This is a genomic window from Acidovorax sp. HMWF018 (genome assembly GCF_003061035.1).
GTDB lineage: Bacteria > Pseudomonadota > Gammaproteobacteria > Burkholderiales > Burkholderiaceae_C > Acidovorax > Acidovorax delafieldii.
Genome location: NZ_QAIM01000657.1, coordinates 11,497 through 36,488, shown reverse-complemented (window position 1 = coordinate 36,488; position 24,992 = coordinate 11,497). Strand labels below are relative to the sequence as shown.

Genomic DNA, 24,992 nt, shown 5'->3' with positions numbered 1-24,992 from the left:
GAGCTTGAAGTCGGGCATGCCGGCCTCGGCCACGGTGGGCACGTTGGGCAGGCCCGGATGGCGCTTGGTGCCGGTGACGGCAAAGGCCTTGAGCTTGCCGCTGACCACATGCTGCATGACCGACGGTGGCGTGGTGATGAACACCTGCACCTGGCCTGCCAGCACATCGGCCACTGCTGGGCCCGAGCCACGGTAGGGGATGTGGGTCATGAAGGTGCCGCTTTGCTGCTTGAAGATCTCGGTGCCGATGTGCGACAGCGAGCCGTTGCCCTGCGAGGCGTAGTTCACCTTGCCCGGGTTGGCCTTGAGGTAGGCGATGAATTCCTTGAGGTTGTTGGCTGGCACCGAGGGGTGAGCGGCAATCACGTTGGTGGCCACGGTGAGCAGCGCGACGGGGGCGAAGTCCTTGGCCTCCCAGGGCAGGCTGGGGGTGAGGGCCGGGTTGCCCACGTGGTAAGCCGAGTACGAGATCAGCAGGTTGTAGCCATCGGGTTTTGCGCGGGCCACGGCGCCGTAGGCCACGTTGCCGCTGCCGCCCGCCTTGTTGTCGATCACCACCGGCTGGCCGATCACGCGCGCCAAAGGCTCGTTGAGCAGGCGGGCCGAGGTGTCCACCACGCCGCCGGGCGGGTTGGGCACGGTGAGCGTGATGGCCTTGCTGGGGTAGTTGTCTTGCGCCATGGCCAGGCCCGAGAGGGCCAGCGTGGCAGCCAGCAGGCTGTGCTTGATCGTCATGTTCGTCTCCACCAGATGTTGTAGTGAAGGTATTGTGGAAACAAGCGAATCCGCAGTCCAATATATTGTTGGTCTTGATCAAGACCTGAAAAGTATCAATGGAACTGCGCCATCTGCGTTACTTCGTCGCCCTGGCGGAAGAGCTGAGCTTCACACGCGCCGCGCAGCGCCTGCATGTCTCGCAGCCGCCGCTGAGCCTGCAGATCGCCCAGCTGGAACAAGAACTGGGCGCCCAGCTCTTCGTGCGCACCAGCCGGCGCGTGGAGCTGACGCTGGCAGGCCAGGCCTATCTGGTGGATGCACGCGCGGTGCTGGAGCGGCTGGACACGGCGCGCCAGCGTGTGGCGGCCATCGGCCAGGGGCAGGCGGGGCGCATTGAAGTGGGGCTGTCGGGCTCGCATTTCCTCGGGCCGTTTCCGGCGGCGCTGGCGCGCTACCGACAAAGCCATCCGGGCGTGGATGTGGTGCTGCACGAGATGCAGCCTTCGCTGCAGCAGGCGGCCCTGCGCGACAAACGCATCGATGTGGGCATCTCGCGCACGGCCGTCAACGACGACCAGCTCGCCAGCACCCTGCTGTGGCCCGACCCTGTGGTGGCGGCTTTGCCGCCCGGCCACCCGCTGGCGGCGCGCAAGGCACTGGCCTTGAAGGACCTGCGCAGCGAGGCCTTCGTGATGCTGCGCCGCGATTCATCAGCCCATGCCGAGCACATGGTGCAGTGCTGCGTGCAGGCCGGCTTTGCGCCCCAGGTGGCGCAGACCACGGTGGAGCTGGCGGCCGTGCTGAGCCTGGTGGCGGCCGGGCTGGGCGTGGCCCTGGTGCCGTCGTCCCTGGGCATGCTGTTCGGGCCGCGCGTGGTGTTCAAGCCCCTGGGCGCCAAAGCGCCGCGCGCCGATGTGCATGCGGTGCAGCGGCGCGACGACCTGCTGGGCGTGGTGCCGGCTTTCGTGCGGGTGATGGCGGGCTGAGGTGGGCTCAGTGCCCCACAGGCACCACACCAGCGACACGCACGGGGATGCCGCTGCGCCGGTCCAGCACACCGCTCCAGTGCGTGAGGGCCAGCGACACCAGCACCACCAGCGCACCAATCCACGGCGTGTGCTGCAGGCCCAGGTGCGTCACGATCAGACCACCGGCCCACGCGGCGCCGGCGATGCCCAGGTTGAACGCTGCGATGTTCAGGCCCGATGCCACGTCCACCGCCTGCGGCGTGAAGCGCTCGGCCTGCTTGACCACATACACCTGCAGCCCCGGCACATTGCCGAATGCCACGGCGCCCCACAGCAGCACGGTGCCCACAGCCAGCCAGGGGTGGGGCGCGGTGAACTGCAGCAGCAGCAACACGGCCGCCAGCAGCGCAAAGATGATGCGCAGCGCCGGGATGGGGCCCAGCCGGTCGGCCAGCTTGCCGCCCCAGAGGTTGCCCACGGCCACGGACACGCCGTACACCAGCATCACCCAGCCCACCGAACCCGCGCTGAACCCCGAGATGTCGGTGAGGATGGGCGCGAGAAAGGTGAACGGAATGAAGGTGCCGCCGTAGCCGATGGCCGTCTTGGCATATACCAGCAGCAGGCGCGGCTCTGCCAGCACCTTGGCCTGCTGCAGCAGCGAGGCGGGCGGGGTATGCGCCAGGTTGCGCGGCACGAAGAGGGCGCTGCCGATGAAGGCTGCCGCGCCCAGGGTTGACACGGCCAGGAAGGTCTCGCGCCAGCCAAAGTGCTGGCCGATGAAGGTGCCCAGCGGCACGCCCGTGACCAGGGCCACCGTGAGGCCGGTGAACATGATGGCAATCGCGCTTGCGGCCCTTTCGCGTGGCACCAGGCCGGTGGCGATGGTCGAGCCGATCGAGAAGAACACGCCATGCGCCAGCCCGGTGAGGATGCGCGCGGCCACCAGTGTCTCGTAGCTGGGTGCCTGCCAGGCCAGCAGGTTGCCGGCGGTGAACAGCGCCATCAGCGCCAGCAGCAGCGCCTTGCGCGGCAGCTTGCCGGTGAGTGCGGTGAGCACCGGGGCGCCGACGGCGACCCCCAGGGCGTACAGGCTGACCAGCAGGCCCGCCGAGGGGATGCTGATGGAAAGGTCTGCCGCCACGGTGGGCAGCAGGCCAACGATCACGAACTCGGTCGTGCCGATGGCAAAAGCGCTGAGCGTCAGCGCGAGCAAGGCAATGGGCATGGGAACACTCCAGTTTTCAGGCTTTCGGGCTCTGGAGTGTGGGTGTTTGGGTCTTGCAGAAAAATAGGGTGAGGCGACATTGATAATTGACTGGAAATCAACAATCAAAGCGCCTGGAGCACCCATGAAAACCACGCTGGAAGAACTGCAGGCCTTTGTCGCCGTGGTGGATGGCGGTTCGATCACGGCCGCAGCTGACGCACTGGGCCAGACTGTCTCTGGCATCAGCCGGGCACTTGCGCGGCTGGAGAAAAAGCTGGACACCACGCTGCTTCGCCGCACGACGCGCCGCACTGAGCTGACCGAGGAGGGCCAGGCCTTTTTGCAGCGCACGCGCGCCATCCTGGCCTCCATCGACGACGCCGAGGAGCACATGGCTGCGCGCCGCCAGCAGCCCGCAGGCCGCCTGCGGGTGAATGCCGCCACGCCATTCATGCTGCATGCCGTGGTGCCCCTGGTGCCAGCGTTTCGCGAGGCGTATCCGCAGATCACGCTGCAACTGGACACGGACGAAACGTACATCGACCTGCTGGAGCGGCGCACGGACGTGGCCATCCGCATCGGACAGCTCCAGGACTCCACCCTGCATGCGCGCCCCCTGTGCACCAGCCGCGTGCGGGTGCTGGCCAGTCCCGACTACCTGGCGCGGACGGGCAGGCCCAAGAGCGCGGCGGACCTGGCGCGGCACACGCTGCTGGGCTTTCACCAGCCTGAGTCGCTTAACCACTGGCCGCTGCGGGGCGAGCATGGTGATGCCTGGCCCATCGTGCCCAGCCTCACCGCGTCGAACGGCGAAACGTTGCGCCAGCTCGCGCTGCAGGGGGTGGGCATCGTGTGCCTGTCCGATTTCATGACGGCCGGTGACCGTGCGCGTGGCGACCTGGTGCAGGTGCTGGCCAAGGACACGGTGGAGGTGCGCCAGCCCATCAGCGCGGTGTACTACCGCAACACGCAGCTGGCGGCACGCATCGCGTGTTTTCTGGATTTTCTGCAGGAGCGTCTGGGCTGAGCAGGCCCGCCTTTAGCGCAATGCGCGCAGCTGCTGCAGGCGAAGCAGCACCGCGTCGATGACGGCATTGGCACCCTCCACATCGCAGCTCCACAGCATTTCCAGCAACTCGATCAAAGCGATGGCGTTCGTTTCCTGCAGCGCTGCACGGGCGGCAGCCTGGAGGTCGTGCAGGTCCAGATCCTGAAGAACATCAACGGTCAATCCCATGGGGCACTCCCTGTTTTTTTGAGGAGGCCCATGGTAGGTGCGTGGCGGCCGGGTGCCGGGCTGCGCGGCATGATCAAGATCAAGGGCCGATGAGAAACCCAGGCGCCCTGGCGCCCGCCGTCAGCCGCGTGCCGGAATCGCCAGCCCCCGGGCCACCGCTGGGCGCGCCACAAACGCATCGAGCACGCGCTGCACTTCCTTGAACTGGCCAAACTCCACCAGGTCGCCCGCGCCATAGAAGCCGATGAGGTTGCGCACCCAGGGCAGGATGGCAATGTCGGCGATGGTGTACTGGTCGCCCATCACCCATGGGCGGCCCGCCAGGCGCTCGTCCAGCACCTTGAGCAGGCGCTTCGATTCGGCGACATACCGGTCGCGCGGGCGTTTGTCCTCATAGTCCTTGCCCGCAAACTTGTGGAAGAACCCGAGCTGGCCAAACATGGGGCCCACGCCGCCCATCTGCCACATCACCCATTGCAGGGTCTCGTAGCGCCCGGCGGTGTCCTCCGGCATCAGCTGGCCGGTCTTGCTGGCCAGATACACCAGGATGGCGCCGGACTCGAACAGCGCCAGCGGGTGGCCGTCCGGGCCGTTCGGGTCCAGGATGGCCGGGATCTTGTTGTTGGGGTTGAGCGAGAGAAACTCGGGGGAGGTCTGGTCGTTGGTCTCAAAGCTCACCAGGTGGGGCTCGTAGGGCAGGCCCAGTTCTTCCAGTGCAATCGACGCCTTCACGCCGTTGGGCGTGGGCAATGAATACAGCTGGATGCGGTCGGGGTGCCGGGCGGGCCATTTGCGGGTGATGGCAAAAGCGGAAAGATCGGTCATGCGAGGTTCCTGAAAAGCCGGTGGAATCGAGAGAAGCTGCCAAGCGTAAGCCCGCACGTGGTTTGACGCAGGGGCGGGGCCATAATCCCATCCCATGCAGATTCGCTTCACCAAAATGCAGGGCGCGGGCAACGATTTTGTGGTGCTCGACGAAACCCAGGGCCGCCTGGGGCTGAACACGGCCCAATACCGCTTCCTGGCAGATCGACACTTCGGTGTCGGGGCCGACCAGATCCTCACCGTGCGGCCTTCTCCTGGTGACGGCATTGACTTCGAATACGTGATCCACAACGCCGACGGCGGCGAGGTGGAGCAGTGTGGCAACGGCGCGCGCTGCTTTGCGCGCTTTGTGCATGACCGGGGCCTGTCGGGCAAGGACACCATCCGCGTGCAGACCAAAAGCGGCGTGATCGCGCCCCGCCTCACGGGCGACGGCCGCGTCACGGTGGACATGGGGCGTCCCGAGTTCAAACCCGCCCAGGTGCCGTTCGACACCACCGGTCTCACGCCCGTGCAGCAGGGTTTGGGGCAAAAATGGCCGCTGGCGCTAGAAGAATATGCCTCTGGTGCTTCTGTTTTGATAGCTGTTGCCTCCATGGGCAACCCGCATGCGGTGCAGCTGGTGGACAACGTGGACACCGCTCCGGTCGCGCAGACCGGGCCGCTGATCGAGCGCCACGCGCGCTTCCCCCAGCGGGTGAACGCCGGCTACCTGCAGATCGTGGACCGCTCCCATGTGCGCCTGCGCGTGTTCGAGCGCGGCGCAGGCGAGACCCTGGCCTGTGGCACCGGCGCCTGCGCGGCAGTCGCCAGCGGCATCCGCCTGGGGCTGCTCGACCCCGAGGTGCAGGTGGACACGCGCGGCGGCCGCCTCACCATTGCGTGGAGCGGTGCCGACACCGATTCCGTTTTCATGACAGGCCCCGCCACCACGGTGTTCGAGGGCCAGATCGACATTCCCGACACGCTCGTATGACTACCCACATCCCACCGATCACCGAAGACGACATCGCCCAGTTCCTCACCAACACGCCCGGCTTCTTCGAGCGCCATGCCGAGGTGCTGGCCAGTGTGCAGATCACCAGCCCGCACGGCGCGCGTGCGGTGAGCCTGCAGGAGCGCCAGGCCGAGATGCTGCGCGAGAAGATCAAGGGTCTGGAGCATCGCATCATGGAAATGGTGCGCAACAGCACCGAAAACGCCGCCATTGCCCAGAAGGTGCACCAATGGACTGGCAGCCTGCTGCAGGTGCGCGACCCGTTCGACCTGCCCCAGGCCGTGGTCGATGGTGTGCGCACCCTCTTCGACGTGCCCCAGGCGGCGGTGCGTGTGTGGGAGGTGGCAGCGCCTTACATCGACGCCGACTTCACCCAGGGCGCGAGCGAGGACGCGCGGGCATTTGCGTCGTCGCTGACCATGCCGTTCTGCGGGCCCAACCTGGGTTTTGAGCCTGCGGGCTGGCTGGCGCAAGAGGCCGGTGAGCCTGCACAGTCGCTGGCCCTGCTGCCGCTGCGCGCAGGCGCCATCGACAGCGCCACGCCTGCGTTTGGCCTGCTGGTGCTGGGGTCGCACGATCCACAGCGTTTTGATGCCACGATGGGCACCGACTTTTTGTCGCGCATGGCAGAGCTGGCCAGCGCAGCCCTTCTGCGGCTTCAGTAGGCAGTCGCAAGCCCCGCCGCCATTGCCAACCCAACGGCGTCTCAGCCACGGCCTCCATGCCTGAAACGCCTGCGGCACCCACCACGCTCGACCCCCACGTCCTGCGGTATCTGGAACATGTGCGCGTCGAAAAGCGGCTGGCCGCGCGCACGCTCAGGCTCTACACCCTCGACCTCGAAAAACTGGCGCAGTTTGCGGCCAGCGCGAATGTGCCGTTGCTGCAGTTACAGACCGCTCACATTCGCCGCTTTGTCGCGCAGATGCACAGCGGCGGCCGCAGCGGGCGGGGCATCGCGCTCATCCTGTCGGGCTGGCGCGGCTTTTTCATCTGGGCGGGGCGGCAGGGGCTGATCCCGCACAACCCGGTGCAGGACGTGCGTGCCCCCAAGGCGCCCAAGCCTTTGCCCAAGGCGCTGGGGGTGGACGACGCCGTGCGGCTGGCCGAATTCGACAACACCGGCGCCGACCCCTGGCTGGAGGCGCGCGATGCGGCCATGGTGGAGCTGCTGTACGGCTGCGGGCTGCGCGTGGGCGAACTGGCGGGGCTCGATGCCATCCCCAACGCCGATACCCAGCGCCAGGGCCGTGGCTGGGTGGACCTGCAAGCGGGCGAGGCCCATGTGTTCGGCAAGGGCAGCAAGCGCCGCAGCGTGCCGGTGGGCGCCGCAGCCACGGCCGCGCTGCAGGCCTGGTTGCAGCTGAGGGCCACACCGTTTGGGGGCGAGGGCACTGCGCGGCTGGACACTGCCCTGTTTGTGGGCCAGCGTGGCAAACGCCTTACCGCCCAGTCCATCTGGCTACGCCTGCGCCAGCGCAGCCAGCAGGCGGGGCTGACCACGCCGGTGCACCCGCACATGCTGCGCCACTCGTTTGCCAGCCACCTGCTGCAGAGCAGTGGCGACCTGCGTGCGGTGCAGGAGCTGCTGGGCCACGCCAACATCACGACCACGCAGGTGTACACGCGGCTCGACTTTCAGCACCTGGCCAAGGTGTATGACGCGGCCCACCCGCGCGCGCGAAAGAAGTCCCCCTGAGTTGCCGTGCGGCGTCCCTCCAAAGGGCGGCGCGCCTGCTGGCCTGGCGGAACCAAGTGACAACCAGGCGCCTCCGAGCAACGTGGCGCCCGCTGTGGAGCGCCCTGGAGTTGTCCTCATGCTGCTGAAATGGATCCAATCGAACCGGTGGTTCATCGTGTTGCTGTTGTGCTTTGGCGTTTTTCGCACTGCAGTGGCCGACTGGAATCCCATCCCTTCGGGCTCGATGCGGCCCACGCTGCTGGAGGGGGACGTGGTGCTGGTCAATCGCTTGGCCTACGACCTCAAGCTGCCGCTCACGGACATGATCCTGGCGCACATTGATGATCCGCAGCGCGGCGATGTGGTCACCTTCTCCTCCCCATTGGATGGCACCCGCCTGATCAAGCGCATTGCGGCCTTGCCCGGAGACACGGTGGAGATGCGCAACGAGGTGCTCTACATCAACGGCCAGGCGGCCGAATACGAGATGCCCGATTCTGTGCAGGAGCCGGTGCTGCCAGGCCACACACTCACGGCCACGCGCTGGACAGAGCGCCTGCTGGGGCATGAGCGCCGTGTGCAGTGGCTGCAGGGCGTGACTGCGCGCAGCAGCTTCGATCCGTTGCAGGTGCCTGAGGGCGAATACCTGGTGCTGGGTGACAACCGGGACAACAGTGCCGACTCGCGCTACATCGGCCTGGTGCCACGCCATCTGCTCATCGGGCAGGCGCACCGCGTGCTGCTGTCGGCCGATGTGCTGGGCCACTGGGCGCCGCGCCTGGAGCGCTTTGGCAAGGCGCTGTAGTCCCTCCAGTTCATCAGGGGCGCGGCCGGCACGCCTGGCCGCGCGGCTCAGACGGCTGCCATCGGCGGATGGGCGTGACCGAGCGAGGGGCGGCGTGCGGGCCTGTGCTGCGCGACAGCAAGTGGCTCATGGACGTGGATGAGGGCTTGGACCGCAGGCAGCTTGAAGGTGGCAACCGTGTCGACCAGTTCGCCCGCCTGCTGGTTCAGGCTGGCAGCGGCTGCGGCCATTTCTTCCACCAGGGCGGCGTTTTGTTGGGTGGCGTGGTCCATCTGCGTTACCGCTTCGTTGATCTGGTCCACCCCTTGGCTCTGTTCGGTGCTGGCGGCAGTGATATCGCCCATGATGTCGGTGACACGGCGGATGGAGGCAAAGACCTCACCCATGGTTTGACCGGCGCGGTCCACCAGGGCAGACCCGGCTTCCACGCGCTCAACACTGGTCCCGATCAGGCCCTTGATCTCGCGGGAGGCCTCGGCCGAGCGGCTCGCCAGCACGCGCACCTCGGTGGCCACCACGGCAAAGCCCCGGCCCTGGTCGCCGGCGCGGGCGGCCTCCACCGCCGCGTTCAGCGCCAGGATATTGGTCTGGAACGCGATGGAGTCGATGACGCCAATGATCTCGGAGATCTTGTTACTGCTGTCGTTGATGTCCTTCATGGTGCGCACCACGTCAGCCACCACCTCGCCACCCTGCACTGCAATCGAGGTGGCGGTCTGGGCCAGCTGGTTGGCCTGGCGGGAGTTCTCGGCGTTCTGGCGCACAGTGGCGTTGAGCTGCTCCATGGAAGCGGCGGTCTCTTCGAGCGCACTGGCTTGCTCTTCGGTGCGCGAAGACAGGTCGTTGTTGCCCTGTGCGATTTGTTCCGAAGCGCTGGCTACGTTGATGGAGCTCTGGTGCACCATGGCTACCATGGTGGCAAGGCTGTCCTGCATGCGCTTGAGTTGCGCCATCAGGCTGGAGGTGTCGCCGGGCCTTAGGTCAATGGCCACGGTCAGGTCGCCGTGCGCCACGCTGCGCGCCAGTGCGGCAGCAGTGCCCGGCTCGGTGCCCAACTGGCCCACGATGCTGCGGGTCACGAGGTAGCCAAAGCCCAGGGCGAATAGCACACCACTGGCAATAGCCAGCGCCACGAACCATCGCGTATTGGCATAGGACTCGACCGCTTGGTCATACTCCTTGCGCGCAGTGTCCAGTTGCACCTGCACCAGAGCGCCGAGCACGTCTTGCAGCGGATCGAGTGCGGGGTACATCTCTCGTGCTGCATAGTCGGTCAGGCCCGGCAGGTCCTTGTTACCGATCAGGTTTTCCAGCGCTTGGACGGCGCCATCGGCTTTGGGCTGCAGCTCTTTGAATTGGGCTGCCAGGCGCACTTCGTCGGCCACCAGCTCGGTCGCCAGATAGGCGTTCCAGTTGTCACTGATGTCCTTCTTGGCTCTGGCGATCGAGTCCAACCCTTGCTGCGGGGTGAGCGCGCCGTCGCGCACCTTGTGTGCGGTATCCACTACGTTCACGGCGTACGCGTCTGACACCAGCTTGATCTGTTTGAGTGGCACCACGCGGTCTTGGTACACGGTATTGAGCCCCGCGTTGGCGCGCTGCATGCCGGTGAGGCCTGCGCTGCCGATCACAACGGTCAGCACGCAAAGTACGGCCAGCAGCAGAGACAGGCGGGTAGAAATCTTCAGGTCATTGAAGTTCATGATTAGCAGTTCCTTGTGGGTGATGCAGCCGCTCAGTGGCTGGTGGCAGGTGTATCACTCGCTACCGATTTGGCAAGAAATTTCTCGATATCGAGCAGGATCAGCATGCGCGGGCCGACCGAGCCGATGGCCAGCAGGTGTTCGGGCTTGACGTTGCCGCGCAGGGCGGGCACGGGGCGCAGCTGTTCGCGCTCCAGCGTGAGCACGTCGGACACGCCGTCCACCACCACACCCACCGTCCGCTGGCCGATGTGCAGCACGATCACCACCTTCAGGTGGTCGTACTGCACAGCGGTCTGGCCCAGCTTCAGGCGCAGGTCGAGGATGGGCACGATCACGCCGCGCAGGTTCATCACGCCCAAAAGCTCACCGGTCGCGTTGGCGATGGTGGTGGGCTTCTCGTACGACCGGATCTCCTGCACGCGCAGGATGTCCACCCCGTATTCCTCGTTGCCTATCTTGAAGGCCAGAAATTCGCGAAGGTCGGTCATCACGGCCTGGGCCGTGCCGGGCGCGGGGGCCAAGCGGGTGATGCTGGGGCGTGTGGCAGAGGTGGTCATCGGAGTGTTTATGATAAAAATGATAATTTACGCAATTCTATCGATTGCAAATCATATTTGTCAAATACGCGGTTTCAATGAGGCAGATCGGCTGCGTTCCTGCCGGGCTGGGAAGGGCTGGCTGGGCCTGCCTGATGGGGGTGTGACCAGGGGCGTGGGTAGCTTTTGCGCGCAGTTTTCCATCGGCGGGTGGCTCACCCGTGCCCGCCAGCACGCACAATCCGGGTCATGAAAACCCTCCGACTCCGCGCAGGCAAAGAGCGCTCGCTGTTGCGCCGCCATCCCTGGATCTTTGAATCGGCCATCGCCAAGGGCGGCGGCGACAGCGGCGAGACCGTGCGCGTGGAATCGCACGAAGGCCAGTTTCTGGCCTGGGCTGCGTACAGCCCCAGCTCGCGCATCCGTGCCCGGGTGTGGAGCTTTGATGAGGCACAACGCATTGATGCTCCGTTTTTTATAGCTGCTTGCGCACGTTCCATAATCGCTAGAGCCCGATTTGATGTGCAAAGTGATGGCGTGCGTCTGGTGCATGGCGAGTCCGACGGCCTGCCCGGGCTCATCGTGGACCGCTATGGCGATACGTTGGTGGTGCAGTTCACCAGCGCAGGCACCGAGCGCTGGAAGGGCGTGATTGCCGATGCGCTGCTGCGCGAAACGGGGCTGACCAAGCTCTACGAGCGCTCGGATGCCAGCGTGCGTTCGCTGGAGGGCCTGGAGCCCGCCACCGGCTGGCTGCGCGGTGGGCCCACGGGTGCGGCAGGTGATGGCGAGGGGCCGCCGCTCGAACTCACGATCCGTGAACACCAGTGGCGTCTGACGCTCAACATCGCTGAGGGCCACAAGACCGGCTTCTATCTGGACCAGCGCGACAGCCGCCAGCGGTTTGCCGACTACACCCAGCGCCTGGGCTTCAAGCATGTGCTTAACTGCTTTTGCTACACCGGTGGCTTCAGCGTGGCGGCACTGGCGGGCATGCGTGCAGCGGGCACTGTGGCCGACGGGCACGTGACCTCCATCGATTCCTCGGGCCCGGCCCTGGAGCGCGCCCGCGCCCATGTGGCGCTCAACGGGTTTGATCCGAACCGTGCCACCTTCCTCGATGCCGACGTGAATGCCTCGCTGCGCCAGTTCCTCAAGGAAGGCCAGCGTTTTGACGCCATCATCCTGGACCCGCCCAAGTTCGCCCCCACGGCGGCCCACGCCGAGCGGGCCGCGCGCGCCTACAAGGACATCAACCGGCTGGCGCTGCAGTTGCTGTCGCCCGGCGGGGTGCTGTTCACCTTCTCGTGCTCAGGCGGCATCAGCGCCGACCTGTTCCACAAGATCGTGGCCTCGGCCGGAGCGGATGCTGGGGTGGACGGCTACATCCTGGAGCGCCTGGGCGGCGCGCCCGACCACCCGATGACGCTGGAGTTTCCGGAGGGCGAGTACCTCAAGGGGCTGGTGGTGATGCGCAAGGGGTGAGCGTTCCGGTGCCAGCAGGGGCTTGACAGCCTCGGTACACTGAAAAAGATGCCCCTGGGTGGGGCACTGCGCCGCGCAGCGCAAGTATTTGATTCCCTTGAAAGACAGATTTATGGCACTGATCCCCGTCACCATCCTCACCGGCTTCCTGGGCTCGGGCAAAACGACGTTGCTCAAGCGCCTCTTGAGCGAGGCCCATGGCCAGAAGATCGCCGTGATCGAGAACGAATTCGGCGAAGAAAACATCGACAACGACATCCTGGTGACCGAGTCCAAGGAGCAGATCGTGCAGATGAGCAATGGCTGCATCTGCTGCACCATCCGCGAAGACCTGCGCGAGACGCTGCAACTGCTGGCGGCCAAAAAGCGCAAGGGCTTGCTCGACTTTGACCGCATCGTGATCGAGACCACCGGCGTGGCCGACCCGGGCCCCGTGGCACAGACCTTCTTCATGGACGAAGAGATCGCCGAAACCTACCTCATCGACTCGATCATCACGCTGGTGGACGCCAAGCATGCGCCACAGCAGCTCAACGACCGGCAGGAGGCGCGCCGCCAGGTGGGGTTTGCGGACCAGATATTCCTGTCCAAGACCGACCTGGTGTCCAAGGACGAGACCGACGCGCTGATCCATCGCCTGAAGCACATGAACCCGCGCGCGCCCATCAAGGCCGTGCATTTTGGCGAAGTGCCGCTCAAGGAGGTGCTGGACCTGCGCGGCTTCAACCTCAATGCCAAGTTGGACATCGACCCGGACTTCCTCAAGGAAGAAGGGGATGGGCATGACCACCACGACCATGACCACGAACATGGCGAGCACTGCAGCCACCCCTCCCACCAGCATGAGCACGGCCATGGTCATCACCATCACCACGATGACGATGTGAAGAGTTTTGTGTACCGATCGGACCGCCCGTTCGATCCGGCCAAGCTCGAAGACTTCCTTGGCGCCATCGTCAATATTTACGGCCCGCGCATGCTGCGCTACAAAGGGGTGCTGAATATGAAGGGCACTGAACGCAAGGTCATATTCCAGGGCGTGCACCAGCTCATGGGCAGCGACCTGGGCCCCCAGTGGGCCGAGGGCGAAGCGCGTACCAGCAAGATGGTCTTTATTGGCATTGACCTGCCCAAGGACATCTTCCTGCAGGGGCTGGAGCAAAGCCTGGTTTGACCTGTTCGCCGGTTCCGAGGGGGCGATGGAGCCCGATTTGTGTTGTATCTGCAACGTTTCCGTTTGCGTCAGCCCAGGTCGATACAATCGCGCCCCGGCAAGAACCTGTGAACAGGTTCTAGACCCCGGAAGGCTTGCCACACGCCCTTGGCTGCGAATGCAGCTGGGGCCCGCCCGTACTGCGAGGAGACCAGGAAGTGAAAGCCGACACCAGCAAATCCAAGGGGGCCACCAAGGCAACCCCTGCCGCGGCGAAAAGCGCCGCCGCCCCAGCGGCACCCAAAGTTGCTGCGAAGGCCACTGCCAAGGCTGCTGCGGCACCCAAGGTGGTCGCGCCCCCGGCCGTGGCGGCACCCGCTCCGGCGCCCGCACTGCAAGCGGGCTCGCAGGTACCCGTGCGCACAACCCGGCCTTCTTCCCGATTGGCCCAATTGACCGTACCATCCATGGCACAGACGGTGGCTTCGACAGCTGCCAAAGCCAGTTATCAACACACCATGCCCACGACCGCGCAAGCGCAGCCCACTTACACGGCTGCCAAAAAAGACCCCAAGCTGGCGAACAACTGGAAAACCAAGTCCGTCGCCGAGCTGACCGACGCTGAAGTCATGGCCATGCCCGACAGCGAGTACATGAACGAAAAGCAGATGGCGTTCTTCCGCCTCAAGCTCGTTCAGCTCAAGCAGGACATCCACAACAGTGCCGGCGAAACCACTGAGCACCTGCGTGAGGACACCGTGGTGGTGCCCGACCCGGCCGACCGCGCCACCATCGAAGAAGAGCACGCACTGGAGTTGCGCACCCGCGACCGCGAGCGCAAGTTGCTCAAGAAGATCGAACAATCCATTGCCCGCATCGATGCGGGTGACTACGGCTACTGCGACGAAACCGGTGAGCCCATTGGTGTGGGCCGCCTGATCGCACGTCCCACCGCCACGCTGTCGCTCGAAGCGCAGCAACGCCGCGAACTCAAGCAGAAGATGTTTGGGGATTGAGCAGGCAGCCGCCTGTTGATCAACGCGCGCACTCTGCACCCTGAGCCATGAGCAAGGAAGAATCCACCCCTGGCGGCCTGCTATCGAAGGTGGTGCGGTTCGTGAAGAATCCGACCGTCAATTGGACGGAGCTGGACTCCCTCCAGGACGACCGGGAGAGCCAGTACAGCAAGCAGATGCTCAAGGAGATGATCGAGCGCAAGCGCCGCAACGATTTTGTGCGGCGCCGCGAGTTCGATCAGCTGCGCAAGCTGCGCCAGCGCGAGGTCTTGCACGGGCAGCGGGTGGAAGATGCAGCAGGGCGCCCCTCGTTTTTCCAGAGCAGCATGGCATCGCCCGACGAGCGGGCCGTCACGCTCAAGAAGATCGACGAGATCGAAGCGCAGATGTCCCAGCAGTGGTGGAAGAGCAAGCAGGGCGCCGACGCACCCACCCAGCCAGGGGTGATGCCGGATTCCAGCACGGAGACGTCTGCGGAAGAGCAAGCCCGTGCCTATGCGCCCACGGTGCCCGGAAGCCTGTCTGCCCCGCTGGATACCAAACCCGCCGTTCAGCCTCTGTTTGCTGATGACAGCATGGCCATTGGCCGCTTTGGTGGCACGGACGCCACCATGCTGCCCGGCAGCGCCCCACACGTCGAAGCATCCTTCAGCCCTGCGGCTCCCACGGCTGCGCCCGCGCCCGCATTCGAACCGGAGGAATTCGTGCACGAACCCGATCTTGAAGAAGCCGCCATCCGGTTTGCCAATGGTGACCATGCAGGGGCCGAGTCTGGCCTGCTGGAGGTGCTGGCCCAGCACCAGCAGGACGATCCAGCGCAGCAGCTGGAAATCTGGATGACGCTGTTCGACCTTTACCGGGCCACCGGGCAGCACGACCGTTTTGACACCCTGGCCATCGACTTTGCCGCGCAATATGGCCGCTCGGCGCCGCTGTGGTTTTCCATCCCGGCGCAACTGGGCCTGGCCGTTGAAGTGGCTCCCGCTGCCGAGCCTGCCGCTGCCATGCGCCGTGATTTCAGCTGGAACGCTCCGCCCACCGTGGCGGTTTCTTCGGTGGCGGCACTGCAGGCCTCGCTGGCCCGTGCTGCGTCACCCTGGACGCTGTCCTGGTCACGCCTTGCTTCGATTGACGAGGCGGCAGTGCCCCTGTTGGCTGACCAGTTCAGCCTGTGGGCCGACCGCGATGTCCAGATCGTGTTTTCGGGGGTTGAAAAACTCCATGCCCTGCTCGATGCCAAGACCCAGTCGGGCGACCGCTCGAACAGCCCCGAGTGGTGGCGTTTGCGCATGGCAGCCATGCGCCTCATGGGCAAGCCCGACGAGTTTGAACTGGTGGCGCTCGACTACTGCGTGACCTACGAAGTCTCTCCGCCCTCCTGGGTGTCGCCACGTTGCGGATACTCGGACAACGAGGGTGTGTCTTCAGGCTCTGCGCCTCTGGCCGCCGACAGCGGTTTCATGGCGTCCGATCTCGGTGAGTCGTCGGTCCCCGCTCCCTTGGAGACCGGACCCGTCGCACAGCTTAGCGGCCATATCGACGGCGATGCCACGCCCCTGCTGCAGCCGTTCGAGGCACACTTCAAGCCCGGCGTGCCGCTGACCATCGCCTGCGACAAGCTGATCCGGGTGGACTTTGCTGCTGCAGGCTCCGTGCTCAACTGGGCGGCTGAGCAACAGGGCCACGGCCATGTGATCCAGTTCCACAACCTGCAGCGGCTGGTGGCGATCTTCTTCAACGTGATCGGAATCAACGAGCACGCCTGGGTGGTTCCCCGGAAGAACTAGAAGCACCTCTCCTGGAGGGCCTGTTCCGGTCCAGATTCCAGTCTTGCGGGCGTTGGGGAATGGCGTGTCGCGTGGTTGGCCAGGCTGCGTGCGCGGCATCCGTCCCGAGGTCGGCTTGCAAAATGCCTGGTGATCCCCATCTGCCGCAGCTATGGATTCATCTCAAGACAACCATCCGGTGTTCCACGGCACCACCATCCTCAGTGTGCGTCGCCAGACGCCTTCCGGCATCCAGGTCGCCATCGGCGGCGATGGGCAGGTCACTCTGGGCAACATCGTGGTCAAGGGCACGGCGCGGAAGGTTCGCAAGCTCTACCACGGCAAGGTGCTGGCGGGCTTTGCGGGCGCCACGGCCGATGCGTTCACGCTGTTCGAGCGCTTCGAGGCGAAGCTGGAAAAGCACCAGGGCCACCTGACGCGCGCTGCCATCGAACTCACCAAGGACTGGCGTACCGACCGGGTCTTGCGCCGCCTCGAAGCCATGCTGGCCGTGGCCGACGCCAGTGCGTCGCTCATCATCACCGGCAATGGCGACGTGCTGGAGCCCGAGCAAGGCATCGTGGCGATTGGCTCGGGGGGCGCTTATGCGCACTCGGCGGCCAAGGCGCTGCTGGTGAATACCGAGTTGTCTGCCCAAGAGATCGTGAAAAAGTCGCTCGAAATTGCGGGCGAACTCTGCATCTACACCAACATGAACCACACCATCGAGACGCTCTGAGCGTACGACGGTGGAACAGGCCCCGCGCTGGCCTCACGGTCAGCGCATCGAGGGCTAAATGCTCTGTTTTTTATAGCTGCTGGTGCATGATTCACTAGCGCTGCAGTCCCATTTGATACCAGGAAGACCTGTATGTCGTCCATGACCCCCCAGGAAATCGTCTCCGAGCTGGACCACCACATCGTGGGCCAGGCCAGCGCCAAGCGTGCCGTGGCCATCGCTCTGCGCAACCGCTGGCGCCGCCAGCAGGTGGAAGGCAGCCTGCGCCAGGAGATCACGCCCAAGAACATCCTCATGATCGGCCCCACCGGCGTGGGCAAGACCGAGATTGCACGCCGCCTTGCAAGACTCGCCGATGCGCCCTTCATCAAGGTCGAGGCCACCAAGTTCACTGAGGTGGGCTACGTGGGCAAGGACGTGGATTCCATCATCCGCGACCTGGCTGAGATGGCTGTGAAGCAGACGCGCGAGACCGAGATGAAGAAGGTGCGCACACGCGCCGAAGATGCCGCCGAGGAACGCATCCTGGACGTGCTGATCCCCCCGGCCCGCGCAGCGGCAGGCAGCGAACCCGCCGCTGACAACACGGCCCGCCAGGTCTTTCGCAAGAAGCTGCGCGAAGGTGCACTGGATGACAAGGAGATCGAGATCGACGTTGCCGAAGGCCGCCCCCAGCTCGAAATCATGGGCCCCCAGGGCATGGAAGAGATGACCGAGCAACTGCGTGGCATGTTCAGCCAGCTGGGGCAGGACAAGCGCAAGACCCGCAAACTCAAGATCGCCGAGGCCCTGAAGCTCATTGCCGATGAAGAGGCGGCCAAGCTGGTCAACGAAGAGGACATCAAGACCCGCGCGGTGGCCAGCGCCGAGCAAAACGGTATCGTCTTCATCGATGAGATCGACAAGGTGGCCGCGCGGCAGGAAAGCAGTGGCGCCGACGTATCGCGCCAAGGCGTGCAGCGCGACCTGCTGCCGCTGGTGGAGGGCACCACGGTGTCCACCAAGTACGGCATGATCAAGACGGACCACATCCTGTTCATCGCCTCGGGGGCGTTCCACCTGTCCAAACCCAGCGACCTGATCCCGGAGCTGCAGGGACGGTTCCCGATCCGGGTGGAGCTGGAATCGCTGTCGGTCAAGGACTTCGAAGCCATCCTCACCCAGACCCATGCGTCGCTGGTCAAGCAGTACCAGGCGTTGCTGGCCACCGAGGGCGTCGCGCTGGAGTTCTCGCCCGAGGGCATCACCCGCCTGGCGCACATCGCCTTTGAGGTGAACGAACGCACCGAGAACATCGGCGCGCGCCGCCTGTCCACGGTGATGGAGCGCCTGCTGGACGAGGTGAGCTTTGACGCCACCCGCCTGGCCGGCCAGGCCATCACCATCGACGCCGCCTACGTCGATACCCGCCTGCAGACCCTGAGCCAGGACGAGGACCTGTCGCGCTACATCCTGTGACCACTCGGTCAACCCTTGAGAGGTCACTTTCATAGGCCTCTCTAAGTGCTTCTTTTTCAACGACTTTTGGCGTTCTGGTGTCTGAAAAAACGCATCTAAGTCGTTGATTTCATTGAAAAGTTTGTGGGACAACCCCCTTGTTCGGTGTGCTTTTCCTGCTACAGTGCAAAAAAGTGCAATTAAGTGGTGAAAAGTGCCCTCAAGGTCCGTTTCTGGACCTGCGAGGCGCAAAACCGAACTGGGAATCTGTCCGTGTTTCAAGGTGCCTCGTCGCTGAGTCTCGATGCGAAGGGTCGGCTGTCCGTGCCGACCCGGCATCGTGACGTCCTCGCGGCCACGGCATCCGGTCAGCTCACCATCACCAAGCACCCGCACGGCTGCCTCATGGTCTTCCCCCGCCCTGAATGGGAGAAGTTCCGCGAGCGCATTGCCCAGCTGCCCATGTCCGCCCAGTGGTGGAAGCGCATCTTCCTGGGCAATGCCATGGATGTGGACATGGACGCTACCGGCCGTGTGTTGATCTCCCCCGAGCTGCGCGAAGCCGCCGGTATTTCCAAAGACACCATGCTGCTGGGCATGGGCAACCATTTCGAACTCTGGGACAAGGCCACCTACGACGAGCAGGAAGCCAAGGCCATGCAGGGTGAGATGCCGGATGTCTTCAAGGACTTCTCCTTTTAAGGCGCGCTGTGACATCCCCCTTGCAACACACCACCGTCCTGCTGAATGAGGCCGTGGACTCTCTCCTGGGCGGCGCAGGCCCGGAGCCTTCCGGCACCTGGATCGATGCGACCTTCGGGCGCGGCGGGCACTCCCGCCTCATCCTGCTCCGGCTGGGCCCCCAGGGGCGCCTGGTGGCCTTTGACAAGGACCCCGAAGCCATCGCCGAAGCAACGCGCATCACCGATGCGCGTTTTTCCATTCGGCACGAAGGTTTTCGCCATCTGGCCGACCTGCCGTCTGCCAGTGCTGCGGGCGTGCTGATGGACCTGGGCGTGAGCTCGCCCCAGATCGACAGCCCCGAGCGGGGCTTCAGTTTCCGTTTTGACGGTCCGCTGGACATGCGCATGGATACCACGCGCGGCGAAAGCGTGGCCGATTGGTTGGCCACGGCCGAAGTCGGTCAGATTGCGGAGGTGATACGTGACTACGGTGAAGAACGGTTTGCTGGCCCCATTGCAAAGGCGATTGTTGCTCGGCGCGAAGAACGGGGTCCTCTTGCAACCACCGCAGAACTGGCCGACCTCGTGGCTGGCGCGGTCAAAACCCGCGAGCCGGGCCAGAACCCTGCAACGCGCACATTTCAAGCTCTTCGGATTTTCATCAACGCCGAGCTTGAAGAGCTGCAACAGGCGCTAGAGGCCAGCCTCTCGGTGCTGCAGCCCGGTGGGCGGCTGGTGGTCATCAGCTTCCATTCGCTCGAAGACCGCATCGTCAAGCAGTTCATCGCCAAGCATTCCAAGGAGGTCTACGACCGCCGCGCACCGTTTGCTGCGCCGCAGGCCATGAAGCTCATCGCGCTCGACCGCATCAAGCCCAGTGCGGCCGAGGTCGAGGCCAATCCCCGCTCGCGCAGCGCCATCATGCGCGTGGCCGAGCGCACGGCGGTAGTCTGACATGACGCGGCTCAACGTGGTCCTGTTGCTGGCGGTGCTGGCCAGTGCGATCTATCTGGTGCACACCCAGTACGAATCGCGCCGCCTGTTCACCGAGCTGGACCGCGCCGTGGCCGAGGCCCGCCGTCTGGAGACGGAGCACCAGCGCCTGCAGGTGGAAAAGCGCGCCCAGGCCACGCCGCTGCGGGTGGAGAAGATCGCGCGTGCGCAGCTGAACATGCGCACCGCCACCCCAGCGATCACCCAGTACGTGTCTGACCCGCAAGGCGTCGCAACTGCCACCGCAGCGGCAGCCGCCGCCGCTTCGCAACCCGCCGGGGTGCAGCCATGAGCCGCAGCGTGCTCTACACATCCAGCCCTTTGCTGGCCAGCAAGACGCCGGTCTGGCGCAGCAAGTTCATCGTGGCGGTGATTGGGCTGGGCTTTCTGGGGCTGGCTGGGCGGGCTGCCTATGTGCAGGTGTTTGGCAACGCGTTCTTCCAGCGTCAGGGCGAGGTGCGTTTTGCGCGCACGCTGGAGCTGCCTGCCAACCGCGGCAAGATCGTGGACCGCAATGGCCTGATCCTCGCGTCCAGCGTGCCGGCTGCCAGCATCTGGGCGATCCCCGAAGACGTGGACCAGGACAGGCCCGAGGTTCGCGCCAAGCTCAAGCAGCTGGCCAAGCTGCTGGACATGCCGCAGGCCGACCTGCTGAAAAAGCTGGCAGATGAGGACAAGACCTTCGTCTGGATCAAGCGCCAGCTCGACTGGGATGTGGGCCAGCAGATTGCGGCTCTGGACATCAAGGGCATCTACCAGCGCAAGGAATACAAGCGCCAGTATCCCGAGGGCGAGGCCGCCGCACACGTGGTGGGCTTCACCAACGTGGAAGACCATGGCCAGGAAGGCATGGAGCTGGCCTTCGACAAGGAGCTGGCAGGCAAGCCTGGTTCGCGCCGCGTGATCAAGGACCGATTGGGCCGCGTGGTGGAAAGCGTGGGCGAAACCGTGCCCCCGGTCGACGGCAAGGACATGCAGTTGTCCATCGACAGCAAGGTGCAGTTCTTTGCGTACCAGAAGCTGCGCGACCAGGTCGCCGCGCACAAGGCCAAGGCGGGCAGTGTGGTGGTGCTTGATGCCCACACGGGCGAGCTGCTGGCGCTGGCCAACTACCCGAGCTACGTGCCCGACAAGCGCCAGAACCTGACTGGCGAGCAGCTGCGCAACCGTGCGCTGACCGACGTGTTCGAGCCCGGCTCGACCATGAAGCCGTTCACCATCGGTCTGGCGCTGGAGACCGGGCGCGTGCGCCCAGAGACCGTGGTGGATACCAACCCCGGACGCATCACCATCACCGGCTCCACGATCTCGGACACGCACAACTACGGCGTGCTCACGGTCGAAGGCGTGATCCAGAAGTCCAGCAACGTGGGTACCACCAAGCTGGCCATGCAGATGCCCGCGCGCGAGATGTGGGAGACCTTCTCGGCCGCCGGTTTTGGTCAGAAGCCCCAATTGCACTTCCCGGGCGTGGTGACGGGCCGCCTGCGCCCCTACAAGAGCTGGCGTCCTGTGGAGCAGGCCACCATGTCGTACGGCTACGGCCTCTCGGCCAGCCTGTTCCAGATGGCACGGTCGTACACCGTGTTTGCCAATGGCGGTCGGGTGATTCCCGCCACCATGCTCAAGACGGCCGAGCCCGCCGTGGGCGTGCCTGTTTTTTCCGAGCGCACGGCCGACCAGGTGCGCAAGATGCTGCAGATGGCCGCAGGCCCCGGCGGCACGGGCCAGAAGGCGCAGACCGTGGGCTACTCCGTGGGCGGCAAGTCGGGCACGGCACGCAAGCAGGTGGGCAAGAACTACGCCTCGGGCAAGTACCGCGCGTGGTTCACCGGCATGGCACCCATCGACAAGCCCCGCATCATCGTGGCCGTGATGATCGACGAGCCCAGCAACGGCGTGTTCTACGGCGGTGCCGTGGCCGCGCCGGTGTTCAGCGAGGTGGTGCAGCAGACCCTGCGCATGATGGGCGTGCAGCCCGACATGGCCGTCAAGCCGCAGATCGTGGCCAATGCCGTGGAGGAGTCGCTGTGATGCAAGCGCCGCTCCACACCCTCCAGACTGCCAGCGACGCGGTGCAATGGCTGCGCACGCGCGTCACCGGCTCCCTGCACACCGACAGCCGCCAGATCACGCCCGGCGACGGCTTTATTGCCTGGCCCGGTGCCGCCACAGACGGCCGCGCGCATGTGGCCGACGCCATGGTGCGTGGCGCCACGGCCTGCCTCGTCGAACAGGCGGGGGTCGAGGCCTTCGCTTTTGCGGGCGACCACATGGCCGCGCTGCAAGGTCTCAAGGCCGCCACAGGGCCCATCGCCGCCGAATGGTTTGCGCAGCCCACGCAGCAGCTGAAGGTGCTGGCGGTGACGGGAACCAACGGCAAGACGAGCACGGCGTGGTGGCTCGCAGGTGCTCTGAATGCGCTATCGAATGAGGAGCAATCAGGGCAAGATCAATGTGCGCTGGTGGGCACTTTGGGCATGGGACTGCCACCCGCGCTCACCTCCACCGGCATGACCACACCCGACCCGGTGCGGTTGCAGCGCGCGTTTGCCCATTTTGTGGCGCAGGGCCTCGGTGCCTGCGCCATCGAGGCCTCGTCGATTGGATTGGCCGAGGCCCGGCTCGACGGCACGCACATCCACGCGGCCATCTTCACCAACTTCACGCAAGACCACCTGGATTACCACGGCAGCATGGCCGATTACTGGCTGGCCAAGCGGGCGCTGTTCGACTGGCCGGGCCTGCAGGCTGCCATCATCAATGTGGACGACCCTGCAGGCGCCCAATTGCATGGCGAGCTGAAGGGCAGTGCCCTGGATCTGTGGAGCGTCTCGGCCCAGGGGGCTGCGCGCCTGGCGGCGCAGGACATCACCCTGGGCGACCAGGGCCTGTGTTTCACGGTGGCCGAGGGCTCTGACCGGCAGCTGTTGCAAACCCGCGTGATCGGCCAGTACAACGTGCTGAACCTGCTGGGGGTGCTGGCCACGCTGCGCAGCCTGGGTGTGCCGCTGGGCCGCGCCGTGCGCGCCTGCGCCAGCCTGCAGCCCGTGCCGGGCCGCATGCAGCGGCTGGTGGCGGTGGGGCAACCCCTGGTGGCCGTGGACTACGCCCACACCCCCGACGCTTTGGACAAGGCCCTGCAAGCCCTGCGCCCCCTGGCCACCGAGCGTGGCGGGCGGCTGTGGTGCGTGTTCGGCTGCGGCGGCGACCGCGACGCGGGCAAACGCCCGCTGATGGGTGCCGTAGCCCAGCAGCAGGCCGACCAGGTGCTGGTGACCAGCGACAACCCCCGCAGCGAAGACCCGGCAGCCATCCTGCACCAGATCCTGCAGGGCACGATTGCCGGTGGCACCGTGCGTGCCGAGCCCGACCGTGCGGCCGCCATCGCGCAGGCCATTGCCGAGGCCGCACCTGCCGATGTGGTGCTGATTGCCGGCAAGGGCCACGAAGACACTCAGGAGGCGGCAGGCGTGCGCGTGCCGTTCTCCGACATGGCCCATGCGCAAGCTGCGCTGCAGGCCCGAGGAGCCCACACATGGGCATGAACACCATTGCACCCGTCATGACACTGCAGCAAGCCTGGGCGCTGCTGCAGCCGCGTATTCCCGCTGCCCGCTTGGTGGGCGATGGCGCCACGCAGCTGGCGCGTGTGCACACCGACACGCGCACCCTGCAGCCGGGCGATCTGTTTGTGGCGCTCAAGGGCGAGCGTTTCGATGCCAACGCCTTCCTGGCCGATGCCCGTGCTGGCGGTGCCGCTGCAGCCATTGCACACGGTGGTCTGGAGGCAGCCGGTTTGCCCGGCATCGAAGTGCCCGACAGCCTGGCTGCGCTGGGCGCACTCGCCACCGGCTGGCGTACGCAGTTCCACCTGCCGCTGATCGGCGTGACGGGCAGCAATGGCAAGACCACGGTGACGCAGATGATCGCGTCCATCCTGCGTGCCTGGCAGGGTGAGGCTGCGTTTGCCACGCAGGGCAATTTCAACAACGACATCGGTGTGCCGCTGATGCTGATGCGCCTGCGCGCCAGCCACCGCGCCGCCGTGATCGAGATGGGCATGAACCACCCTGGCGAGATCGCCACGCTGGCCGCCATGGCCCAGCCCACGGTGGCCTTGGTCAACAACGCGCAGCGGGAGCATCTGGAGTTCATGCATACCGTCGAGGCGGTGGCCCGCGAGAACGGCTCGGTGTTTGCCAGCTTGCCCTCCGATGGCGTGGCCGTGTTCCCGTCAGGGGATGCCTACACGGGCCTGTGGCAGTCGCTGGCCCTGGGGCGGCCCGGCCGCCGCACGGTGACCTTTGGTGATGGCGGTGATGTTCGCTGTGCGCAGGCCACGTGGGAGCGCGGCGCCTGGGCGGTCACCCTGACTACACCACGCGGCGAGATCACGACCCGCCTGCACATCGCTGGCCGCCACAACGTCACCAACGCGCTGGCGGCCACGGCGTGCACGCTGGCAGCGGGTGCACCCGTCGCGGCCATTGCCCAGGGGCTGCGCGACTTCACACCGGTCAAGGGCCGCTCGCGCGCTTTCAGTGTGACCGTCGCGGGCCGCGACATCACGGTGGTGGACGACACGTACAACGCGAACCCCGATTCCATGCACGCTGCCATCCAGGTGCTGGCCGAACTGCCAGGCCCGCAACTGCTGGTGATGGGCGACATGGGCGAGGTGGGCGACCAGGGGCCACAGTTCCACACCGAGGCCGGCGCACTGGCCCGTGAGGCTGGTATCCCCACGATGTTTGCGCTGGGCGCGCAGTCGGTGCACGCCGCGTCGGCGTACGGCGACGGGCAGGGTGGTGTTGCCCGGCATTTCAACGATATGAGCGCACTGCAGGATGCGGTGCGCAACGCCCTGCCCACGGTGGGCAGCGTGCTGGTCAAGGGATCGCGATTCATGAAGATGGAACAGGTGGTCGAGGCGATCAGCGCCGCCGCACTGCCCCCAGAACAACAACAAAAGCCGATCAATCCACGGGAGGGACACCATGGCGCAACGCATTGATATTGCCCGTACGGTGCCAGC

The 24,992-nt window shown here is 65.4% G+C and carries 24 protein-coding genes; 18 read left to right on the top strand and 6 right to left on the bottom strand.

Annotation, left to right across the window (positions count from 1 at the left end; all coding sequences use genetic code 11):
• A partial coding sequence (locus DBR23_RS27785; RefSeq protein ID WP_233250792.1) for a tripartite tricarboxylate transporter substrate binding protein occupies positions 1–735 on the bottom strand: 735 nt, incomplete at its 3' end.
• Positions 736–833: 98 nt separating this feature from the next.
• Between DBR23_RS27785 and DBR23_RS27780 the strand changes: the two genes are divergently transcribed.
• On the top strand, positions 834–1,703 hold the full coding sequence (locus DBR23_RS27780; RefSeq protein ID WP_056745290.1) for a LysR substrate-binding domain-containing protein: 870 nt from the start codon (positions 834–836) through the stop codon (positions 1,701–1,703).
• Positions 1,704–1,710: 7 nt separating this feature from the next.
• On the opposite strand, the gene DBR23_RS27775 is transcribed toward DBR23_RS27780, so the two are convergent.
• The gene (locus DBR23_RS27775) at positions 1,711–2,913 is read right to left on the bottom strand and encodes an MFS transporter (RefSeq protein WP_108500201.1); all 1,203 of its coding nucleotides are present in this window, start codon (positions 2,911–2,913) and stop codon (positions 1,711–1,713) included.
• Positions 2,914–3,037: 124 nt separating this feature from the next.
• Between DBR23_RS27775 and DBR23_RS27770 the strand changes: the two genes are divergently transcribed.
• Positions 3,038–3,922 (top strand): LysR family transcriptional regulator, encoded by an 885-nt coding sequence (locus tag DBR23_RS27770; protein WP_108500200.1) that lies wholly within the window; start codon positions 3,038–3,040, stop codon positions 3,920–3,922.
• A 12-nt stretch (positions 3,923–3,934) separates the two neighbouring features.
• Here the strand turns inward: DBR23_RS27770 and DBR23_RS27765 are convergent, their stop codons facing one another.
• Positions 3,935–4,132, bottom strand: coding sequence for a hypothetical protein (locus DBR23_RS27765; protein WP_015012532.1), 198 nt, complete (start codon positions 4,130–4,132; stop codon positions 3,935–3,937).
• 120 nt (positions 4,133–4,252) lie between these two features.
• Positions 4,253–4,957 carry a glutathione S-transferase N-terminal domain-containing protein gene (locus DBR23_RS27760; protein WP_108500199.1) on the bottom strand — a complete coding sequence of 235 codons (705 nt, stop codon included), beginning with the start codon at positions 4,955–4,957 and terminating at the stop codon, positions 4,253–4,255.
• A 94-nt stretch (positions 4,958–5,051) separates the two neighbouring features.
• Between DBR23_RS27760 and dapF the strand changes: the two genes are divergently transcribed.
• The 4 genes from dapF (at position 5,052) to lepB (ending at position 8,440) form a co-directional block, all read left to right on the top strand.
• Positions 5,052–5,933 carry a diaminopimelate epimerase gene (gene dapF / locus DBR23_RS27755; RefSeq protein ID WP_108500198.1) on the top strand — a complete coding sequence of 294 codons (882 nt, stop codon included), beginning with the start codon at positions 5,052–5,054 and terminating at the stop codon, positions 5,931–5,933.
• The gene (locus DBR23_RS27750) at positions 5,930–6,619 is read left to right on the top strand and encodes a DUF484 family protein (RefSeq protein WP_056059265.1); all 690 of its coding nucleotides are present in this window, start codon (positions 5,930–5,932) and stop codon (positions 6,617–6,619) included. The genes dapF and DBR23_RS27750 overlap by 4 nt, the downstream gene beginning before the upstream one ends.
• 56 nt (positions 6,620–6,675) lie before the next feature.
• Positions 6,676–7,653 (top strand): tyrosine recombinase XerC, encoded by a 978-nt coding sequence (locus DBR23_RS27745; protein ID WP_108500197.1) that lies wholly within the window; start codon positions 6,676–6,678, stop codon positions 7,651–7,653.
• Positions 7,654–7,771: 118 nt separating this feature from the next.
• Positions 7,772–8,440: a signal peptidase I gene (gene lepB, locus DBR23_RS27740; RefSeq protein WP_108500196.1), complete on the top strand. Its 669-nt coding sequence runs from the start codon at positions 7,772–7,774 to the stop codon at positions 8,438–8,440.
• Positions 8,441–8,487: 47 nt separating this feature from the next.
• Here the strand turns inward: lepB and DBR23_RS27735 are convergent, their stop codons facing one another.
• On the bottom strand, positions 8,488–10,143 hold the full coding sequence (locus DBR23_RS27735; protein ID WP_108500195.1) for a methyl-accepting chemotaxis protein: 1,656 nt from the start codon (positions 10,141–10,143) through the stop codon (positions 8,488–8,490).
• Between the two features lie 32 nt (positions 10,144–10,175).
• Positions 10,176–10,703 (bottom strand): chemotaxis protein CheW, encoded by a 528-nt coding sequence (locus DBR23_RS27730; RefSeq protein ID WP_099731229.1) that lies wholly within the window; start codon positions 10,701–10,703, stop codon positions 10,176–10,178.
• Between the two features lie 228 nt (positions 10,704–10,931).
• Between DBR23_RS27730 and DBR23_RS27725 the strand changes: the two genes are divergently transcribed.
• The 12 genes from DBR23_RS27725 to murF all read left to right on the top strand — a co-directional run bounded on the left by DBR23_RS27725 (position 10,932) and on the right by murF (position 24,971).
• Positions 10,932–12,167 (top strand): class I SAM-dependent rRNA methyltransferase, encoded by a 1,236-nt coding sequence (locus DBR23_RS27725; RefSeq protein ID WP_108500194.1) that lies wholly within the window; start codon positions 10,932–10,934, stop codon positions 12,165–12,167.
• 112 nt (positions 12,168–12,279) lie between these two features.
• Positions 12,280–13,341, top strand: a complete 1,062-nt coding sequence (locus DBR23_RS27720; protein WP_099731227.1) for a GTP-binding protein — start codon at positions 12,280–12,282, stop codon at positions 13,339–13,341.
• A gap of 197 nt (positions 13,342–13,538) precedes the next feature.
• Positions 13,539–14,336: an RNA polymerase-binding protein DksA gene (gene dksA / locus DBR23_RS32380; RefSeq protein ID WP_082522359.1), complete on the top strand. Its 798-nt coding sequence runs from the start codon at positions 13,539–13,541 to the stop codon at positions 14,334–14,336.
• 47 nt (positions 14,337–14,383) lie between these two features.
• Complete coding sequence (locus tag DBR23_RS27710) at positions 14,384–16,123, top strand: STAS domain-containing protein (RefSeq protein ID WP_108500193.1); 1,740 nt, start codon at positions 14,384–14,386, stop codon at positions 16,121–16,123.
• Between the two features lie 151 nt (positions 16,124–16,274).
• Entirely contained in the window at positions 16,275–16,841 is a 567-nt protein-coding gene (hslV, locus tag DBR23_RS27705) for an ATP-dependent protease subunit HslV (RefSeq protein WP_056059237.1), read from the top strand.
• Positions 16,842–16,973: 132 nt separating this feature from the next.
• The gene (gene hslU / locus DBR23_RS27700) at positions 16,974–18,299 is read left to right on the top strand and encodes an ATP-dependent protease ATPase subunit HslU (RefSeq protein WP_108500192.1); all 1,326 of its coding nucleotides are present in this window, start codon (positions 16,974–16,976) and stop codon (positions 18,297–18,299) included.
• Between the two features lie 252 nt (positions 18,300–18,551).
• Positions 18,552–18,980, top strand: a complete 429-nt coding sequence (gene mraZ, locus DBR23_RS27695) for a division/cell wall cluster transcriptional repressor MraZ (RefSeq protein ID WP_015012546.1) — start codon at positions 18,552–18,554, stop codon at positions 18,978–18,980.
• Positions 18,981–18,988: 8 nt separating this feature from the next.
• A complete protein-coding gene (gene rsmH / locus DBR23_RS27690; protein WP_108500191.1) occupies positions 18,989–19,915 on the top strand; it encodes a 16S rRNA (cytosine(1402)-N(4))-methyltransferase RsmH in 927 nt (308 codons plus the stop codon).
• Between the two features lies 1 nt (position 19,916).
• Positions 19,917–20,246 carry a cell division protein FtsL gene (ftsL, locus tag DBR23_RS27685; RefSeq protein WP_056059227.1) on the top strand — a complete coding sequence of 110 codons (330 nt, stop codon included), beginning with the start codon at positions 19,917–19,919 and terminating at the stop codon, positions 20,244–20,246.
• Complete coding sequence (locus DBR23_RS27680) at positions 20,243–21,988, top strand: penicillin-binding protein 2 (protein WP_056745274.1); 1,746 nt, start codon at positions 20,243–20,245, stop codon at positions 21,986–21,988. Before ftsL ends, DBR23_RS27680 begins: the two co-directional genes overlap by 4 nt.
• The gene (locus tag DBR23_RS27675) at positions 21,988–23,502 is read left to right on the top strand and encodes a UDP-N-acetylmuramoyl-L-alanyl-D-glutamate--2,6-diaminopimelate ligase (protein WP_108500190.1); all 1,515 of its coding nucleotides are present in this window, start codon (positions 21,988–21,990) and stop codon (positions 23,500–23,502) included. The genes DBR23_RS27680 and DBR23_RS27675 overlap by 1 nt, the downstream gene beginning before the upstream one ends.
• Positions 23,493–24,971 (top strand): UDP-N-acetylmuramoyl-tripeptide--D-alanyl-D-alanine ligase, encoded by a 1,479-nt coding sequence (gene murF / locus DBR23_RS27670; protein ID WP_108500189.1) that lies wholly within the window; start codon positions 23,493–23,495, stop codon positions 24,969–24,971. The genes DBR23_RS27675 and murF overlap by 10 nt, the downstream gene beginning before the upstream one ends.
• Positions 24,972–24,992 lie beyond the last annotated feature (21 nt).

Coding starts and splice junctions, on each gene's coding strand:
- DBR23_RS27780 (WP_056745290.1), top strand. CDS start 834: ATGGAACTGCGCCATCTGCGTTACTTCGTCGCCCTGGCGGAAGAGCTG.
- DBR23_RS27775 (WP_108500201.1), bottom strand. CDS start 2,913: ATGCCCATTGCCTTGCTCGCGCTGACGCTCAGCGCTTTTGCCATCGGC.
- DBR23_RS27770 (WP_108500200.1), top strand. CDS start 3,038: ATGAAAACCACGCTGGAAGAACTGCAGGCCTTTGTCGCCGTGGTGGAT.
- DBR23_RS27765 (WP_015012532.1), bottom strand. CDS start 4,132: ATGGGATTGACCGTTGATGTTCTTCAGGATCTGGACCTGCACGACCTC.
- DBR23_RS27760 (WP_108500199.1), bottom strand. CDS start 4,957: ATGACCGATCTTTCCGCTTTTGCCATCACCCGCAAATGGCCCGCCCGG.
- dapF (WP_108500198.1), top strand. CDS start 5,052: ATGCAGATTCGCTTCACCAAAATGCAGGGCGCGGGCAACGATTTTGTG.
- DBR23_RS27750 (WP_056059265.1), top strand. CDS start 5,930: ATGACTACCCACATCCCACCGATCACCGAAGACGACATCGCCCAGTTC.
- DBR23_RS27745 (WP_108500197.1), top strand. CDS start 6,676: ATGCCTGAAACGCCTGCGGCACCCACCACGCTCGACCCCCACGTCCTG.
- lepB (WP_108500196.1), top strand. CDS start 7,772: ATGCTGCTGAAATGGATCCAATCGAACCGGTGGTTCATCGTGTTGCTG.
- DBR23_RS27735 (WP_108500195.1), bottom strand. CDS start 10,143: ATGAACTTCAATGACCTGAAGATTTCTACCCGCCTGTCTCTGCTGCTG.
- DBR23_RS27730 (WP_099731229.1), bottom strand. CDS start 10,703: ATGACCACCTCTGCCACACGCCCCAGCATCACCCGCTTGGCCCCCGCG.
- DBR23_RS27725 (WP_108500194.1), top strand. CDS start 10,932: ATGAAAACCCTCCGACTCCGCGCAGGCAAAGAGCGCTCGCTGTTGCGC.
- DBR23_RS27720 (WP_099731227.1), top strand. CDS start 12,280: ATGGCACTGATCCCCGTCACCATCCTCACCGGCTTCCTGGGCTCGGGC.
- DBR23_RS27710 (WP_108500193.1), top strand. CDS start 14,384: ATGAGCAAGGAAGAATCCACCCCTGGCGGCCTGCTATCGAAGGTGGTG.
- hslV (WP_056059237.1), top strand. CDS start 16,275: ATGGATTCATCTCAAGACAACCATCCGGTGTTCCACGGCACCACCATC.
- hslU (WP_108500192.1), top strand. CDS start 16,974: ATGTCGTCCATGACCCCCCAGGAAATCGTCTCCGAGCTGGACCACCAC.
- ftsL (WP_056059227.1), top strand. CDS start 19,917: ATGACGCGGCTCAACGTGGTCCTGTTGCTGGCGGTGCTGGCCAGTGCG.
- DBR23_RS27680 (WP_056745274.1), top strand. CDS start 20,243: ATGAGCCGCAGCGTGCTCTACACATCCAGCCCTTTGCTGGCCAGCAAG.
- DBR23_RS27675 (WP_108500190.1), top strand. CDS start 21,988: ATGCAAGCGCCGCTCCACACCCTCCAGACTGCCAGCGACGCGGTGCAA.
- murF (WP_108500189.1), top strand. CDS start 23,493: ATGGGCATGAACACCATTGCACCCGTCATGACACTGCAGCAAGCCTGG.